This window comes from Methanobrevibacter sp. (assembly GCF_030539555.1).
Lineage (GTDB): Archaea > Methanobacteriota > Methanobacteria > Methanobacteriales > Methanobacteriaceae > Methanocatella.
This window is the reverse complement of sequence record NZ_JAUNXX010000036.1, coordinates 1-16,013: the sequence shown is the minus strand read 5'-3', so window position 1 is coordinate 16,013 and position 16,013 is coordinate 1. Positions and strand designations below refer to the sequence as shown.

Below are 16,013 nucleotides of genomic sequence, written 5' to 3'. Positions count from 1 at the left end.
ATTCCAATGTTGTCAACATAAAGAATGTCACTGAAAAGCTGGACCTTGGAAGCTTAAAGAAAAGATTCGATAAAATATGGGTAAAATCACATATTAAAAATACTACTGTGCCTAAAAAGACCAGTTTTAAAATATTGCAAAAGGCTATTGCCGGTGCAGATATCGAAGAGCTTAATTTTGATTTAAGGGAAAAGTACTTCGATAAGAAATTCGGTATCTAGACAATGAAGCGTAAAGTTGCTGGAGTTGTATTGGTTCTGGGTAGTCTTTACTATCTGATTGTTGAAGCTATTTCCGCAACTTTTTTCAATGCTTCCATTATTGACACATATATTTTTCACACGATTTCAGAGCTTGGAATTCCCAATCTGAATTCACCTTTATTCTGGTTGATGAATTCAGGGTTCATATTAATAGGTTTAACACTTATTTTCGGCTATTTTTTAAAATTTAAAGATAATATTGTTAAAAATAGGATATTATGTTCTATTTTGGCAGTGATAACTGCATTGGGGGTTATTGTTGTTGGTTTGATTCATGGTGGAAATCCCTTAACTTCAGGCTATCACACATTGGGTGCGGTAATGGCGATTTTGGGAGGGAATATTTTACTGGTTTTAATTTCAAGGTCCATGGAAAAATTTGATAGTTATCAAAAAACCACTTTGGTTTTAGGTATTATTGGTTTAATCGCATTTTGGATAATGTTTTTCAATATGGAAAGTATATATATGCCTGTTTTTGAAAGATTGTCCGTTTACACATTAATTGTTTGGTGTTTTTTAACAGGGATTTTTCTTGTAAGTAACAATATTTAAATATTTTTAATGTATATTTTTTTAATAGAGGCAATAATTATGGCAGAAGATGTAATGTTTGGTTTTGGAGCAATGAGGCTTGATTTAGTCGATGAAAATGATGAGAGTTCGGTTGATAACGAGAACTATCGGGAGATGATTGAATATTACATGAGTCAGGGTTTTAACTACTTTGATACCTCCTATGCATATCATGACGGGTCATCTGAAATCGGGCTCAGAGAATATCTGGTTAAAAAATACCCGAGGGATTCATTCAAAATAGCTGATAAGATGCCGACCTGGCTACTCTTAAGTGAAGAGGATAATCAGAAATATGTTGATGAAATGCTTGAAAGGTTGGGCGTCGACTACTTTGATGTGTTTTTAATCCATAATATCAATGAAGCATTTTTGGCTGTCGCTGAAAAATGCAATACTTTTGATTATATCAAAAAGATGAAAGAAGATGGTGTTGCCCGTGAAATAGGTATAAGTTACCATGATAGGGCAGATTTGCTTGAAAGAATACTTGAAAAATACGGTGATATTTTGGATGTTGTACAGTTGCAGCTCAATTATCTTGACTGGGAAAGCCAACTTACGGAGTCAAGAAAATGCTATGAGGTCTGTGAAAAATATGGTGTTGATGTCATTGTAATGGAGCCGATAAAAGGGGGAACATTATTTAATTTGCCTGATAACATCAAAGATGAATTCAAGTCATTCAATGAGGATATTAGTTTGGTGGAATGGGCGCTACGTTTTGCAGCAACTCCAAAAAATGTGAAGGTAATACTGAGTGGTATGAGAAATATTGACCAAATGAAAGAAAACTGTGAAATCTTCAAGCCATTTAAACCATTAAACGATGAAGAAATAGAATTTGCAGTGAAAATGGCTCAAAAAATCAAAGAACTGATTTCAATTCCATGCAGCTATTGTGGATATTGCCTTAAGGAATGTCCGGAAGGGATTCCTATCCCAGATTATTTTGAGTTATACAACAGTGAAAAAATGTATTCTCTGCCTTCATTGCATGCAATCTACGGAACCACTGCGGCTGTAAAAGCACCTGCATCAGCATGTACTTTCTGCGAGTCCTGTGTTGATATTTGCACTCAAAAATTGGAAATTCCTGATCTTCTTGAAGATGTTGCAGATTTGTTTGAATCTAACATTATGTAGTAAAATTTAAATAGTATTTCGGTTAATTACTCTTAAAGGTGATAAAAATGACAAACTTGGATAACTCTATTGAAGATGAAATCTTAGCAATTGTTGAGAAATACCAAAAGGAAAACACAAAACTTCTAAACTACCTCATAACTGATGATGAGATTACATTTTTCTCCCCAATCGGAAATGGTAGTGAAATAACTGCAAGTGATTTGCAGAAAGTTGCCGATATCCTCAAAGGATCTTTTATTGGTATGGAAATTGTAAATCAGGAATATAGATTTAAATTCAAAATGGGTATTTAAATACTCATTTATTCTTTTTTTTAATATTCATTAATGCAGAATCAAATAATTTTTATATCGGATGCTTTCATGTTAAGCTAATCTTGTGGGGGAGTTTCTCTTTTCAGATACTCCTGTGTGAGTTTGCATTCAAGCATGCACTTCGTACAACCTAATCCTGCTTTAACCTGTCCTATTATGTATTCGCTGCAAGTTTCTATATCGATAATGTCTTCCCTATTTAATCTGTCATTCCATTTCTGAGGATTAATTGCGCCGACAGGACAGGCATTTTGACAATTTTCACACTCATCACACTCGGAATCTGTGATGGGAGTGTCAAATTCAAGAGGCATATCGGTTAAAATGCCGCATAATGCAATGGCAGAGCCGTATTCTTTAGTAACCAAAAGTGCAGACCTTCCAATCCAGCCGATTCCAGATTTTGTGGCTATTGTTTTGTAAGGTAATATGCTTAATAATTTTTCCATATCGCATTCGTTTCTCTCCATGGTAAGGGCGAAAGCGTTATATCCGCAATTCTTAATATATTCTTCACCTTTAAGAGCAATTTCTTTTAGTTCAGCCACTTTTTTGTGAAAACACTTCCAGTAAGATTTAAAATCATCTTTTTTAAGATATTCCATCGATTCTTTTGGTAGTTTTAAAACAAGGCTTATTCCATTGGGTAAATCAACAAACTCACTAGCTAGACCTTCAACATCTGCATAACCTACTTTGCTTGCACCATATTCTAGAAGATATTCTTTAACTTCATCCATATGATTAGTTTTATAAACTATTAAATAAAATATTAATGTTAGTGATTAAATGAAAGATATAGATGTTTTGATTGAAGCTTTACCATACATTAAAAAGTTTCACGGTAAAAAAATTTTAATTAAATATGGTGGACATGCAATGGTGGATGATGAGGCAAAGTCATCTACAGCTCGAGATACTGTTTTACTCAAATATGTTGGAATGAAACCTCTTATTGTTCACGGAGGGGGTCCTGAAATTTCCAGATCAATGGATAAATTAGGAAAAGAACCGAAATTCATCAAAGGTTTGAGGGTGACTGATGAGGAAACAATGGAAATCATTGAAATGGTATTGGTTGGAAAAATCTCAACTGAAATAGTTTCCGAACTCATCAAACATGACGGCCAGGCCATAAGTTTATCAGGAAAAGATTCAAGTTTAATATTTGCACATAAAAAAGGCGCAAGTAAAATTGATGAGGAAATTGTTGATTTGGGTCTTGTCGGGGAAGTTGACTGCATTAACACTGGCCTGCTTGACATGTTCCTGGACAATAATTACATTCCTGTAATATCTCCGGTTGGTATTGCAAAGGATGGAACCAGTTTAAACCTAAATGCGGACACTGCAGCGGGAGAAGTTGCAAGTGCAGTCGGTGCAGAAAAACTGATTATTTTAACCGATGTTCCTGGCGTTTTAAGAGATCCAAGTGATCCTGATTCTTTAATTCAAAAAATCAGAGTGGATGAAATTCCTGATTTAATTGAAGAGGGCATTATTTCTGGAGGAATGATTCCAAAAATAGAAACATGTGTCAATGCTATTAATAATGGCGTTAAATCTTGCCATATTATTGATGGACGTAAAAAACACTCATTGCTTTTGGAAGTGTTCACCACTGACGGCATTGGAACAATGATTTTCAAGTAGGATATCGATAATTCCCATATCCTCAACTTTTCACCATTTGATAATTTCATATTCTCTGCTTTGATTTACCTACCGAATCATTGATTTTAACATCATTTAAATCAAATCAATTTTCATTCATTATAATTTAGAGCATCTTATTTTGCATTATCTGCAGCACTAATATAAATTACTCTCGTTTTCAGGATGGAATATATATCAACCACTTTAAAAGTTAATTTTTACTAACCGTCTGATGTGGTTAATCATTGAAAAATAGTTAAAGTAATACTTTTGGCATTGTATTCATTGCTGTTTTTGGGTGCTGCTTTTCCATTATCATTTGATGATGATGGTTTAGTTTCAAATTCTTCAGATATTCTTTTCACGGTTCATTCCTTGAACATTTTTCTCAATTCTCTTCTGAGTAATTTCCAGCCGTTCACCCTTGGAAGTTCATCCAAATCATAGATTTCACGCGGAACCTTATATCTTGATAGATTTTCACGTGCATACTTTAACAATCCTTCACTGTCGTTTTCATTTTCCCAAACAACTGCGGCCACTGGAATTTCGCCTCTGTGACAGTCATTTACACTGAAAATAGCTATTTCTTTAACTTCAGGGTATTTGATTAGGACTTCTTCGACTTCTGTTGGATATATTTTCCATCCGCTCATCACGATCATGTCTTTTTTGCGGTCTGTAATAAATAAGCGGTTGTCTTCATCAAGATATCCGATATCTCCTGTTAAAAACCAGCCGTCATCCAGAAATGTTGCTTTGGTTTTTTCCTCATTTCCCCAATAACCCTTAGCTACTGCCGGTCCTCTAAGTGCGATTTCACCTTGCTTATATTTGTCCAAAATTATTGAAGAGTCATCTTCATCAACGATTTTGACTTCTGAAAAACAAACGGGATGGCCTACACTTTCGAATCTGTCGGCTTCTCGGTAATCCTCGGGTCTGATAACGGTTCCGGTTCCAATCACGATTGTTTCTGATAATCCGTAAGCGTTAATGATTGGAATTGCATAAGTTTCGTGGAAATCCTTCCAGATTTTTTTGTGAAGAGGCCCTCCACCGGATATGATTTCACGGACTGTTTTCAATTGTTCCCTTTTATCCATTGTAGTTAGAGAATGTATTACCGGAGGCATTCCGGTTAGGACTGTGACTTTTTCATTTTCACATAGCTTAAGGTATTCATCTAAGTTAAATTGTTCGATTAAAATATAGTATGCGGCAGCCCTAAGTGCTGCAATGGACCATGAAAGACCGACATGGGCCATGGGATAAATGCCAAGGTAAACGTCGTCCTGTTTTAAAGTCAATACATCACATTCATTGTGAATTGCAGTAAAATAATTTCCATGGGTAAGCATTGCCCCTTTTGGTTTGCCGGTAGTTCCTGATGTATATTGCAGCTGACATAAATCATCCCAGTCAGTATTTTCAGCTTCCAAAACTTCACAATTCTTATATTCGGCAAGGTTCTGTGGAATGTATGTGTGGATTTCAATTATGTCCTGCGCTGCGCTGTCAGTAATCATTAGTTCAGCTCTGGAATCGCTAACGATGTATTCAAGTTCGGAGGCGGTAAAAACCCTGTTTGTTGGAATGGCTATTGCGCCTATTCTCCATATTGCAAACAGTGAAAACAGATACTCTTCTGAGTTGGGCAAGTAAATTAAAATTCTGTCTCCTTTTTTAGCACCTAAATCCTTTAAATTCCTCCCAATTTCAGAAACTATTGATAGAATTTCACTGGAATTAAATTTATTGCCTGTTGTCGGATTGTATAATACATCTTTGTCTAAACGTTTTGAATTCGCATCTAAAAAAGTAGTAATGTTAAGCATTTATATTAGCTCCTTCACAATAGCTTTTGTCACATCCATTGTACTGGCATCTCCACCCAAATCAGGAGTTCTGATCTTACAGTCTGCAATTACTTTTTCGACTGCCTGTTTGATGTCATTGGAGATTTCCCATTCTCCCAAATAGTCAAGCATCATTGAAGCGGACAATATCATGGAGCAGGGGTTTGCGATGTGTTTTCCTGCAATGTCCGGTGCTGACCCGTGCACAGGTTCGAATAGTCCATTGTGGTCTCCGATATTTCCTGATGGTGCAAGGCCTAAACCGCCCACCAAACCTGCGCTTTCATCGGACAGTATGTCTCCGAACAGGTTGCTTGAAACGATAACTTCAAAGTTTTGCGGTTGTGTTATTAGATACATTGCCATCGCATCCACATAGTAGTCTTCGGAGGTTATTTTCGGATATTCTCTGGCCACTTTGTAGAAGCTTTCCCTGAATATTCCATCCGTTTTTTTCAGCACGTTGCTTTTGTGAACACAGGTTACCTTGCTTTGGCCTCTTTTGATGCATAGGTTGAATGCAGCTTTTGAAATTCTCTCAGATGCTTTTTTGGTGATGTGCCTTTCTGCAATCATTCTGTCACAGTCACCATATTCGACTTGTGAATAAAGGCCTTCGGTATTTTCCCGAACAATTACGAAGTCAATATCATCGCGAATGCAGTTAACGCCTTTATATGATTTGATTGGTCGGATATTTGCATAAACGTTCAGAGCTTTTCTTAAATTTATGATTGGGCTGGGCTGGCCGGGTGTTGATGTTGATGCTCCGAATAGTACTGCATCACTTTTATTGGCTATTTTTATAGTTTCTTCAGGTAAAGTTGTTCCGGTATTGTTGAAGCATTCGAAACCTGCCTGCCCATATTCGAAACTGAAATTCAAATCTAAACTGTCAAGCAGATATTCACAGGCATTCATTACCTCTTTACCTATTCCGTCTCCACTAATGATTGCAATATCATACATTATATTTACCTTAATACAATTTTATCGTATACTTATAATATTGGTGTTATCGTATTTAAAAATAAATTTTGTTCGTATACTATCGAAATACTTTTATATATCCAAAGTATAATATTATATTAATTACAAAATTAACAATAGTTTTTCCTTATTGGATTTTAAGAGGGATTGAAATGGAAAGAAGTATTGATGAGTTAATTGAATTATTAAACGACAAGGATGATTTTGTTGTTGAAGATGCTGTTGGAGAATTAAAATTAAGATCTGATGAAGCATTAGACCCTTTAATTGATGCTTTATCTAACAGAAAAAAACAAATAAGATTAAACGCAGCTACTTTATTGGGTGCAATTGGTGATGCTAAAGCCATTCCATATTTGATAGAAACCTTAAGAGACAACAACAAACTAGTTAGAAGAGAAGCTTCAACTTCTTTAAGCCGTATGGGTGAAGCAGCCGTTGAACCTTTAATTGAAACTTTGGATGATGAAGATTGGAAAGTTAGGGGAGCTGCAGCCTGGGCTTTAGGTAACTTGAATGATGAAAGGGCTATTCCTGCACTTGAAAAATTGCTTGATGACGAATCAGGTTACGTAAAGCAAGGTGCGCAAAGTGCAATAGCTTCAATTAAGAAATAATTTAATTATTTCTTTTCTTTTTTTTGATTGTTTTTTCATTATTGAATCCTATAACTAAAATTAATTTTTTTCAATTTTTTCACCTTTTTAAGTATAATTTCTAAACATTGTTTAATAATTTTTAATTTTTAATATTTTTTTTCAGAATTTTTCCAAGTCGGAAGTGTTTTTCCAACAAATTTATATACTTGTATTGTTAAAGTATAATACGGAAGTTACTTTCCGACTATAATGTTCGTATGTGGAGGACTTAAATTGTGTGGAATCGCAGGAATCGTATATAAGGATAAAAAATTACATGATATTGGAAACGATATGACCAATATGCTCCATCAATTGCAACACAGGGGTCCTGACTCAGCAGGATACTCAATTTACGGTGGAACTGGTCTTGAAGATGATGAATACATTTTAAAAATTCAGGTAAAAGAAAGCGAAAAATTGCTGGAAAAAGTTAAGGATACCATTAACTTTATCACTCCAATAAAGCAGGATGCCATTTTACCTTCCGTTGGAGACTCATTCATCTACAAATGTAGGATATCTTTGGATAGATTTTGCGAACTCAAACCCTTAATTACAAAAGTGGACACAATCGATGATGTTATTGTGATTAACGGAAGTCATGATTTTGAGATGATAAAGGATGTAGGTTCTGTGCTTGATATCGCAGAAAGGTATGATGTGAGAAGCGTTAAAGGAACCCATGCTATCGGCCACACCCGTTTTTCAACCGAAAGTGGTGTGGACAGGTATCATGCACACCCTTTCCAGACATATATCGTTAGAGACATTTCTGTTGTACACAATGGACAGATTACTAATTACTGGAAAGTAAGAGATCCTCTTGAGAGAAAAGGTCATAAATTTGAAACATTCAACGATACAGAATGTCTGGTTCATTATATTGCAGATAAACTTGACACCGGCTATTCACTGGAAGAAGCCTTGAAACAGTCTGTAGAGGATATGGACGGTCCATTCTCTTATATCATAGGAACTCCACAAGGAATCGGAATAGCAAAAGACAAATTGGGGCTAAGACCTGGAGTGATGGCCGAAACAGATGATGTATTTGCAATAGCATCTGAAGAAGTATCCTTAAGGGAAGTAGTTGACACACACCATGTGGAACAGATTTCACCCGGTGAAGTGATGGTATATGAGATTTAGGTGATTTGATGAAAGTTCTTGAGATTGATGCAGAAAAATTAACTCCCCGTGAGATCAACTCACAACTGAAACAGGCCTCAATGGGCCATGACAGAATCATAATTAAAAATCCAAATGCAAAACACTATCTTGCCGCCGGGGTAACTGAGGATGTGGAAATTGAATTTGACGGGTCTGTCGGCTACTTTGCAGGATGCATGTGTGAAGGTCCGAAAATAAAAATCAATGGAAATGCCGGATGGTTTGTAGGTGATAACCTCACCGGAGGCGAAATAATAGTTGAAGGTTCTGCAGGTGACGGTGCAGGTCAGGGAATATATGATGGAACTGTTGTCGTGCGTGAATCAGTTGGTTCAAGAACCGGTGAAATCATGAAAAACGGAACAATAATCATTGGAGGAAACTCCGGATTCATGACAGGTATTTTCATGATGGGAGGACGAATCATTATCCTCGGTGATGTGGGTGATGATGTAGCAGAATCAATAATTCGCGGAGTAGTATATGTCAAAGGAGAAATTAAAAGTTTAGGTTACAATGCAAAACTTGAAGAGTTAACATTTGAAGATACTCTCGATTTGGAGGAAGCACTATCAAAGTATGACTTCGAGATTGACGATTATTCAGAATTTAAAAAAATTGTTCCAGAAAGTACAAGACCGTTCTATGGTCATTAGGGGGAAAAAGATATGCCATACAGAGTTGAAAGAAATCCAGAATTATGCAAAAAGAATTTTGGTCGTCCAGGATGTTGCTGGTATTTATGCGATGACAGGGATGAAAAAATATGTGGAAGATGTTTTTCATGTTTCAACAATTGTCCTCATGGGGTTTATGAAATTATTCAAGGTGATCCATATCCGTTAAATCAGGAAAAATGTGTGGGTTGCAGAATATGTCTTGAAATGTGTCCGAATCGTGCAATTGAAGTCAATGCAATTCCTGAAGATGCAAGGCAAGGCTGGGGATTCCCGGACATTGTGGAAATTGTAAGGCAAGCACAGACAGCATCATATAAACTCAGAAGTACCGGTGCGTTAAGACGTATCCCTGACTTTGATGATTTGGTTGTAATTCCGGCACAGGTGTCAAGACCTCCAATTGATAAATATAGGGAACCATGTGGAACTGATGTTGTTTTAGGAGACAGATTCGCAGAAAATCCGCTGAAAATTGAAACTCCAATAATGATTGGGGCCATGTCATTCGGAGCATTGTCAAAAGAAGCAAAAATGGCATTGGCTATAGGATCCAGTCTTGCAGGAACAGTAACGAACACTGGTGAAGGTGGAATGCTTCCGGAAGAACGTGAACTGGCTGATAAATTAATTGCGCAATACGCTTCAGGTCGTTTTGGTGTATCTGCAGAGTATCTCAAAAAAGGTGATGCAATTGAAATCAAGATTGGTCAGGGAGCGAAATCCGGAATGGGAGGACACCTTTTAGGTGAAAAAGTAACTGCTGAAGTATCAAGAATCAGAAACATTCCGGAAGGGTCTGATGCACTGTCTCCGGCAAGGCACATGGATATAGTGGGACCTGAAGATTTAAGCATGAAAATATCACAATTGCGTGAAATAACTGACTGGAAAGTGCCGATTATGGTTAAATTTGCTTCCGGTAAAGTAGCTTCAGATGTAAAAATCGCAGCAAAAGGAGGAGCAGACATAATCGTAGTCGATGGTATGCAGGGAGGAACAGGAGCAGGTCCTGAAGTAATTATGGAACACTCTGGTATTCCTTCTGTAGCTTCAATTGTGGAAGCTGATATGGCATTAAAGGAGATTGGTCTAAGAGATCAAGTAAGTTTGGTTGCGGCAGGAGGCGTAAGATCCGGTGCTGACTTGGCCAAAGCCATTGCGCTTGGTGCGGATGCTGTTTATATTGCAACAGCAGCCTTAATCTCAATTGGGTGCAGAGTATGTCAAATGTGTTATACTGGAACATGCAGAAAGGGAATTGCTACACAGGACTTGTCATTAAGACACAGACTTGATTATAAGGAAATGGGTAAAAATGTGGCGAATTACATTAACACAATGACAGAAGAAGCTTGTATGTTAGTTCAACAGGCAGGAAACACCCATATCACAAAACTTGAAAAGGAGAACTTAAGGTCTCTTACCTTGGAAGCATCAGCTTTAACCGGCGTGCCTATGGCAGGGGTCGGCAGAATTTAGGGATTGAATAATCTCTAAATTTTTCTATTTTTTGGAAAAAACTATTGGTATGCTTTTGAACGATTTTAAATATGTCCAATATAACTGCAATTGGTCCACTCTAAAACAGATTCTATAATTTCCTTTTCTTGCTCTTTTGTATTTTGGATATTTTTTTACTTTTTTATAATTGCTGTCTTCGGGATTGTTTAATATTCCTTCTAATTTTTTACGAATCAATTTGTAAGCTATTGGATTTTTCTTTTTATAGTATTTTAATTGTCTTAAAGTAGAACGTTTAAATTCAAGTTCCATATTAATCATCTAGGCATGCGTCAAGTTCATCTAATGAAGAAAAGTGAACTCCTTTCCCATTTGCAAATTCTTCATCTGCTTCAATTAAGTCTTTGATTCCTTGATATTCTTCATAGTCATCTAATAATTTAGAGATAATATCATTGAAGGAATCATTTTTATGTCCAATGTCTGCTAATCTTTCATGATTAATTAAACTGACTCTGATAGCTTTTGTTTCCATTTTATATCACCAAATAATATATGTGTAATTTTTTAGTATATACATAGCTTACAATGTATACTTAGTATACATAATCAACAATATTGATTCAAGATGATTTATTTGAATATGTTAGGTTTATCGATTGCAGTTTTAAATATATTCACAGTCAAATAGATAGTTATATAAATATCAGTTTATATTCCATGCAATATAATGCTAGGTTTTATATAATTTCAATTTTGAAAAAGATGAGTTGCTTGTAAATTATTATGAAATTATAATTTTTCCTGCTTTATAACATTCTGCCAAGTATTGCCGTGATTGATAATATAAATCGGAGTTAAAGTTTAGTATTTTTTCAGCCAACCATGAGGAATATACTTCTATTATTCCTTCAAAAACATCTTTTTCATCATAATTATCTTCAATTAGTCTTTCAAATACTTCTCCGATTTCCCAATAATCAGGGATGTTGTATTTGCATTTTGAAATATTGTCGAATTCACCTGTTGGAATGTTATTGCGAGTTATAAAATCATCAGCTACTTTTTCAATTGGTTCGCAATGAAACACATCTTCATAGTTATAAATTCTTTCTAAATCGTCACCTAAATATTTTATAACATCTTTCCTATTATTTTTTGTTTGTCTTGAGATGAACTCGATTAGACTGCATGTATAAAATAAGGAATTGTTGTTTTTATCCATGAACTTTCCTCGCTTCTTTGAATTTTATGGTTTCAAGTGCTTTTTTGGTGTTAAAAGAAATTTGATGAGTCGGATATCTGAATTTAGCCAATGTCCAAAATGCCTCTCGGCTAATTTTTCCATCTTGAAATTCTTGAATGTAATTGTAGATTGTATCATCCGCCATTGGACCTTCAACAATATCCCAATCATGAGGAGTTCCACTTCGACAAGCTATAATGAAATCTAACCACTCTTCTGTCATTTTTTCAAATTTTAGAATTTTTAGCGAGTCGTTCGGAGTATACTCAAATACATTGACGATGCCATCACCAAATCTTGTTGCCCAACGGATTGCTTGATTTTCCATAATTGTACAGTAAAATCCGAAATAAAAATCTTTATTGAATTTTTCAATTCTGATTTCAGGATTTTCAACGATTACTGTACTTCCATGATAAATTTCCATGAGTTTCAATCCCCATTATAATTTATTTTCAATAGAGATATTTGTTTTAATTAGTTAATAACTTTTTAGATGACAAATTATCGATTAATTATTTTTTCACAGACAACTCGATAAGTTTATAGATATCAGTTTTTAATCTATTTCATTGTAAATAGATAGGTTTATGAATATAAGTTTATCTGCCCCCGTTCTTCAAAATCGTTATATATTTATATATTCGTTGATAGACTTTTAGTCATGTTTTAGAAGTTTTAAACAAAGGATATGTATTTTTATGATTGTTTGAATGATATAAAACATTTTTTAGCATAGAATTTTCAGGAGTTCGGGGAGAAAATGAAATACAAGAAAATAATGTTCATGCTGGTGCTTGCTGTTTTTCTATTAAGTATAACTTGTGTTAGTGCAAGTGAAATAGATGATACTTTAGCAAGTGAGGATACAAATACTATTGGGTTATCCACTGATAATGATATTGAAGATAATCTACAAACAAGTGAAGAAAACGAGGCATTGGCTTCAACTGATTATGAGGAGGCTATTGCGCAAACTGATACTGAGGTATTGGGTGCGGATTCAGCTACATATTTTGATTTGGCTGAAGAAATTAGACATTCTGGAAACATTACATTAACCCATAAAAACTATACTTACGATTGGGGTGGAACCATTCTTATCAGTGAGGACAATAAAGTCATTGATGGTAACGGTGCAGTCATTGACATGAACGGATCAACAATCAGGGCATTTCATGTTAATGCTTCCGGTGTAACAATTAAAAACCTAACCATTAAAAATGCTAATTATAATGTTAATGGAGGAGCAATTTACTTTGATAGTACTGGTACTGTGACAAATTGTAATTTTACTAACAACAAAGCAACTGGAGATTACAGTTCTGGTGGTGCAATTTTCTTCGTGAATACTGGTACTGTGACAAATTGTAATTTTACTAACAACAAAGCAACTGGAGATTACAGTTCTGGTGGTGCTATTAGCTTTAGTGGCACAGGTACTGTGACAAATTGTAGTTTTACTGGCAACACTGCAAATTTTGATGGTGGTGCTATCAACATGGGTTCTGGTAGTGTGTCAAATTGTAATTTTACTGACAACACTGCAACCTATGGAGGTGGTGCCGTCTGGATGTCTTCTGGTACTGTGTCAAATTGTAATTTTACTAATAACACTGCCCGTTATAGTGGTGGGGTTTACTTCTCTCGTACTAGTGAAGTGACAAATTGTAATTTTACTGCTAACCAAGCAACTGAGGAGTGTGGTACAGTTTACTTTAATGCTAATGGTACTTTAAGAAATTGTAATTTTGTTAATAACAAAGCAGATAATATTGGGGTTATAAGAATTAATGTAGGTAGTGTTGAATATTGTAATTTTGTTAATAACTCTGCTTCAAAGTATGGTGTTATCTGGATTCAAGGGGGTAATATTGAATATTGTAATTTTGTTAATAACTCTGCAGCAGCTTATTATGGTGCAGTTGCCATAGGTAATGGTAATGTAACAAATTGTAATTTTACTGGTAACCATGCCAAACAGGGTGATAGTGGTGCAGTTAGCTTCTGGGGTAATGGTAATGTAACAAATTGTAATTTCACTGACAACAACGCAACCAATGGTGGTGCGGTTTACTTCTTCAAAGATAGTGAAGGTACTGTAACAAATTGTAATTTTACTAATAACTCTGCTTCTGAGGATGGTGGTGCAGTTTACTTCTATGATGTGGGTAACGTAACAAATTGTAATTTCATTGACAACAACGCAACCAATGGTGGTGCGGTTTACTTCTTCAAAGATAGTGAAGGTACTGTAACAAATTGTAATTTTACTAATAACTCTGCTTCTGAGGATGGTGGTGCAGTTTACTTCTATGATGTGGGTAACGTAACAAATTGTAATTTTGTTAATAACACCGCTTCTGAAGGTGGTGGTGCTATCAATATGGATTCTGGTACTGTGTCAAATTGTAATTTTGTTGATAACAAAGCAACTGGAGATTACAGTTATGGTGGTGCTATCTACATTTATTCTGGTACTGTGACAAATTGTAATTTTACTGGTAACACTGCAACCTATGGTGGTGCAGTTTACTTCGATAGCAACGGTGAAGTGACAAATTGTAATTTTGTTAATAACACCGCTTCTGAAGGTGGTGGTGCTATCAATATGGATTCTGGTACTGTGTCAAATTGTAATTTTGTTGATAACAAAGCAACTGGAGATTACAGTTATGGTGGTGCTATCTACATTTATTCTGGTACTGTGACAAATTGTAATTTTATTGGTAACAATGCAACATACTATGGTGGTGCTATCTATTTCAGTTCTTCAGGTACTACTCATGAAGTAAGAAATTGTAATTTTACTAATAACACTGCTTCCCGTGATGGGGGTGCTATTGACTTTGAAGGTGCTGGTACTGTAACAAATTGTAATTTTACTGGCAATAATGCGACTACTGGTTCTGCCATTTACTTCTACAGTACTTCAGCCACTAAAACCGTTTTCAATTCTCGTTTCCTAAACAATAGGGCAAATGCGGAAGCTTTGGAAGTAACCAAAAATGATAACAATATTACAATTACTTTCACAGGTAAGGATAACCTTTTAAACGCAATCTATTCAAGAAATGATGCTGAAGTTACATTTACCGATGTTACTTATTGGAGTGCAAACGGAATCACAACTACTGGAAGTTCCGCTATTAAACCTTCAAGATCCAATAAGGCAGCCGGTCAAAACATCACTGTTGGTGTAGTTGTTAATGGTGAACTAGTTTTAAGTGGTGTTTATCTCACAGATGAGAATGGTATGATTGTTTTAGATATTAGTGCTGGTGAGAATTATTTCATTGGTGTTCGCCATGACACAGATTCATACTACACTGAAGCTGAAAAAACAATTTCAAATAACACTAAATTCGGTGTGAATGTTACCTCTCAGACAACCAACAACAAGACAGTAAACATCACTGCAAAATCCAATATTTACAGTGAAGTTATGCCTGGTAAATTACTATTTATCGTCCAAAACACTGATCCGATTAACGCAACTTATGCCGGCAATGGAACCTGGTGGACTGTATATGCATTTGATGCTTATGGTGATTATCAGGTCAATGCAACCTATAGTGGATTGGATAATGTAACAGTTAATAATGCTACTATATCCATCAGTAAAACTCCAACTGAAATAACTCTAGTTAATGAAACTGTTGATTTGTTTGTGGGAGATTCTATTAATTCAGGTGCCACCTTAACTCCTTCTGTAGGTAATTTAACTTTCACTTCAAATAATGAATCTGTTGCTAAAGTAGAAGAGGGTAATATTATAGCTGTTGGCGAAGGTTCTGCTGTCATCACTGTAAGCTTTGAAGGCAGTGAGGATTATGCTCCAGCTAAAAATAAAACCATTACTGTTGGTGTAAGTAAAATTCCTACCGACATTAGTGTCAATACAGTTTCTTTAGACTTGTCTGTTGGTGATGAGGCCATTATTGTTGCTACTTTGACTCCTGCTGATGCAGGTAATGTTACTTTCACATCCAGTGATGAGAATATTGT

General features: G+C 35.5%; 18 protein-coding genes. 10 read left to right on the top strand and 8 right to left on the bottom strand.

Annotated features, from left to right (window positions below; all coding sequences use genetic code 11):
* The 4 genes from Q4Q55_RS07240 to Q4Q55_RS07225 all read left to right on the top strand — a co-directional run.
* A partial coding sequence (locus Q4Q55_RS07240) for a hypothetical protein (protein WP_303372157.1) occupies positions 1-221 on the top strand: 221 nt, incomplete at its 5' end.
* A gap of 3 nt (positions 222-224) precedes the next feature.
* Positions 225-818, top strand: coding sequence for a DUF998 domain-containing protein (locus Q4Q55_RS07235; protein ID WP_303372156.1), 594 nt, complete (start codon positions 225-227; stop codon positions 816-818).
* A 39-nt stretch (positions 819-857) separates the two neighbouring features.
* A complete protein-coding gene (locus Q4Q55_RS07230; protein ID WP_303372155.1) occupies positions 858-1,985 on the top strand; it encodes an aldo/keto reductase in 1,128 nt (375 codons plus the stop codon).
* Positions 1,986-2,032: 47 nt separating this feature from the next.
* Complete coding sequence (locus tag Q4Q55_RS07225) at positions 2,033-2,281, top strand: hypothetical protein (protein WP_303372154.1); 249 nt, start codon at positions 2,033-2,035, stop codon at positions 2,279-2,281.
* 77 nt (positions 2,282-2,358) lie between these two features.
* On the opposite strand, the gene Q4Q55_RS07220 is transcribed toward Q4Q55_RS07225, so the two are convergent.
* Complete coding sequence (locus Q4Q55_RS07220) at positions 2,359-3,042, bottom strand: hypothetical protein (protein ID WP_303372153.1); 684 nt, start codon at positions 3,040-3,042, stop codon at positions 2,359-2,361.
* A 49-nt stretch (positions 3,043-3,091) separates the two neighbouring features.
* Between Q4Q55_RS07220 and argB the strand changes: the two genes are divergently transcribed.
* The gene (argB, locus tag Q4Q55_RS07215; protein WP_303372152.1) at positions 3,092-3,955 is read left to right on the top strand and encodes an acetylglutamate kinase; all 864 of its coding nucleotides are present in this window, start codon (positions 3,092-3,094) and stop codon (positions 3,953-3,955) included.
* Between the two features lie 245 nt (positions 3,956-4,200).
* Here argB and Q4Q55_RS07210 read toward each other — a convergent pair whose 3' ends face one another.
* Genes Q4Q55_RS07210 through aksF form a run of 3 tightly spaced genes read right to left on the bottom strand, consistent with a single transcriptional unit; the run spans position 4,201 to position 6,786 of the window.
* The gene (locus tag Q4Q55_RS07210) at positions 4,201-4,323 is read right to left on the bottom strand and encodes a hypothetical protein (RefSeq protein WP_303372151.1); all 123 of its coding nucleotides are present in this window, start codon (positions 4,321-4,323) and stop codon (positions 4,201-4,203) included.
* Between the two features lie 3 nt (positions 4,324-4,326).
* Positions 4,327-5,796: a class I adenylate-forming enzyme family protein gene (locus tag Q4Q55_RS07205; protein WP_303372150.1), complete on the bottom strand. Its 1,470-nt coding sequence runs from the start codon at positions 5,794-5,796 to the stop codon at positions 4,327-4,329.
* The gene (gene aksF, locus Q4Q55_RS07200) at positions 5,797-6,786 is read right to left on the bottom strand and encodes a homoisocitrate dehydrogenase (protein ID WP_303372149.1); all 990 of its coding nucleotides are present in this window, start codon (positions 6,784-6,786) and stop codon (positions 5,797-5,799) included.
* Between the two features lie 173 nt (positions 6,787-6,959).
* On the opposite strand from aksF, the gene Q4Q55_RS07195 reads away from it, so the two are divergent.
* The 4 genes from Q4Q55_RS07195 to Q4Q55_RS07180 all read left to right on the top strand — a co-directional run bounded on the left by Q4Q55_RS07195 (position 6,960) and on the right by Q4Q55_RS07180 (position 10,777).
* Positions 6,960-7,424 carry a HEAT repeat domain-containing protein gene (locus Q4Q55_RS07195; RefSeq protein ID WP_303372148.1) on the top strand — a complete coding sequence of 155 codons (465 nt, stop codon included), beginning with the start codon at positions 6,960-6,962 and terminating at the stop codon, positions 7,422-7,424.
* Between the two features lie 255 nt (positions 7,425-7,679).
* Positions 7,680-8,597, top strand: coding sequence for a glutamine amidotransferase family protein (locus Q4Q55_RS07190; protein ID WP_303372147.1), 918 nt, complete (start codon positions 7,680-7,682; stop codon positions 8,595-8,597).
* Positions 8,598-8,605: 8 nt separating this feature from the next.
* Positions 8,606-9,274 carry a GXGXG domain-containing protein gene (locus Q4Q55_RS07185; RefSeq protein WP_303372146.1) on the top strand — a complete coding sequence of 223 codons (669 nt, stop codon included), beginning with the start codon at positions 8,606-8,608 and terminating at the stop codon, positions 9,272-9,274.
* 12 nt (positions 9,275-9,286) lie between these two features.
* Positions 9,287-10,777, top strand: a complete 1,491-nt coding sequence (locus tag Q4Q55_RS07180; protein WP_303372145.1) for a glutamate synthase-related protein — start codon at positions 9,287-9,289, stop codon at positions 10,775-10,777.
* A 24-nt stretch (positions 10,778-10,801) separates the two neighbouring features.
* On the opposite strand, the gene Q4Q55_RS07175 is transcribed toward Q4Q55_RS07180, so the two are convergent.
* The 4 genes from Q4Q55_RS07175 to Q4Q55_RS07160 all read right to left on the bottom strand — a co-directional run bounded on the left by Q4Q55_RS07175 (position 10,802) and on the right by Q4Q55_RS07160 (position 12,432).
* The gene (locus Q4Q55_RS07175) at positions 10,802-11,071 is read right to left on the bottom strand and encodes a type II toxin-antitoxin system RelE/ParE family toxin (RefSeq protein WP_303372144.1); all 270 of its coding nucleotides are present in this window, start codon (positions 11,069-11,071) and stop codon (positions 10,802-10,804) included.
* 1 nt (position 11,072) lies between these two features.
* Positions 11,073-11,294: a hypothetical protein gene (locus Q4Q55_RS07170; protein ID WP_303372143.1), complete on the bottom strand. Its 222-nt coding sequence runs from the start codon at positions 11,292-11,294 to the stop codon at positions 11,073-11,075.
* Positions 11,295-11,543: 249 nt separating this feature from the next.
* Positions 11,544-11,984: a hypothetical protein gene (locus tag Q4Q55_RS07165; protein ID WP_303372142.1), complete on the bottom strand. Its 441-nt coding sequence runs from the start codon at positions 11,982-11,984 to the stop codon at positions 11,544-11,546.
* On the bottom strand, positions 11,977-12,432 hold the full coding sequence (locus Q4Q55_RS07160) for a DUF3990 domain-containing protein (RefSeq protein WP_303372141.1): 456 nt from the start codon (positions 12,430-12,432) through the stop codon (positions 11,977-11,979). Before Q4Q55_RS07160 ends, Q4Q55_RS07165 begins: the two co-directional genes overlap by 8 nt.
* Positions 12,433-12,768: 336 nt before the next feature.
* Here Q4Q55_RS07160 and Q4Q55_RS07155 point away from each other — a divergent pair.
* Positions 12,769-16,013: right-handed parallel beta-helix repeat-containing protein (locus tag Q4Q55_RS07155; protein ID WP_303372140.1), on the top strand; the 3,245-nt coding region annotated here is incomplete at its 3' end.

Coding starts and splice junctions, on each gene's coding strand:
- Q4Q55_RS07235 (WP_303372156.1), top strand. CDS start 225: ATGAAGCGTAAAGTTGCTGGAGTTGTATTGGTTCTGGGTAGTCTTTAC.
- Q4Q55_RS07230 (WP_303372155.1), top strand. CDS start 858: ATGGCAGAAGATGTAATGTTTGGTTTTGGAGCAATGAGGCTTGATTTA.
- Q4Q55_RS07225 (WP_303372154.1), top strand. CDS start 2,033: ATGACAAACTTGGATAACTCTATTGAAGATGAAATCTTAGCAATTGTT.
- Q4Q55_RS07220 (WP_303372153.1), bottom strand. CDS start 3,042: ATGGATGAAGTTAAAGAATATCTTCTAGAATATGGTGCAAGCAAAGTA.
- argB (WP_303372152.1), top strand. CDS start 3,092: ATGAAAGATATAGATGTTTTGATTGAAGCTTTACCATACATTAAAAAG.
- Q4Q55_RS07205 (WP_303372150.1), bottom strand. CDS start 5,796: ATGCTTAACATTACTACTTTTTTAGATGCGAATTCAAAACGTTTAGAC.
- aksF (WP_303372149.1), bottom strand. CDS start 6,786: ATGTATGATATTGCAATCATTAGTGGAGACGGAATAGGTAAAGAGGTA.
- Q4Q55_RS07195 (WP_303372148.1), top strand. CDS start 6,960: ATGGAAAGAAGTATTGATGAGTTAATTGAATTATTAAACGACAAGGAT.
- Q4Q55_RS07185 (WP_303372146.1), top strand. CDS start 8,606: ATGAAAGTTCTTGAGATTGATGCAGAAAAATTAACTCCCCGTGAGATC.
- Q4Q55_RS07180 (WP_303372145.1), top strand. CDS start 9,287: ATGCCATACAGAGTTGAAAGAAATCCAGAATTATGCAAAAAGAATTTT.
- Q4Q55_RS07175 (WP_303372144.1), bottom strand. CDS start 11,071: ATGGAACTTGAATTTAAACGTTCTACTTTAAGACAATTAAAATACTAT.
- Q4Q55_RS07170 (WP_303372143.1), bottom strand. CDS start 11,294: ATGGAAACAAAAGCTATCAGAGTCAGTTTAATTAATCATGAAAGATTA.
- Q4Q55_RS07165 (WP_303372142.1), bottom strand. CDS start 11,984: ATGGATAAAAACAACAATTCCTTATTTTATACATGCAGTCTAATCGAG.
- Q4Q55_RS07160 (WP_303372141.1), bottom strand. CDS start 12,432: ATGGAAATTTATCATGGAAGTACAGTAATCGTTGAAAATCCTGAAATC.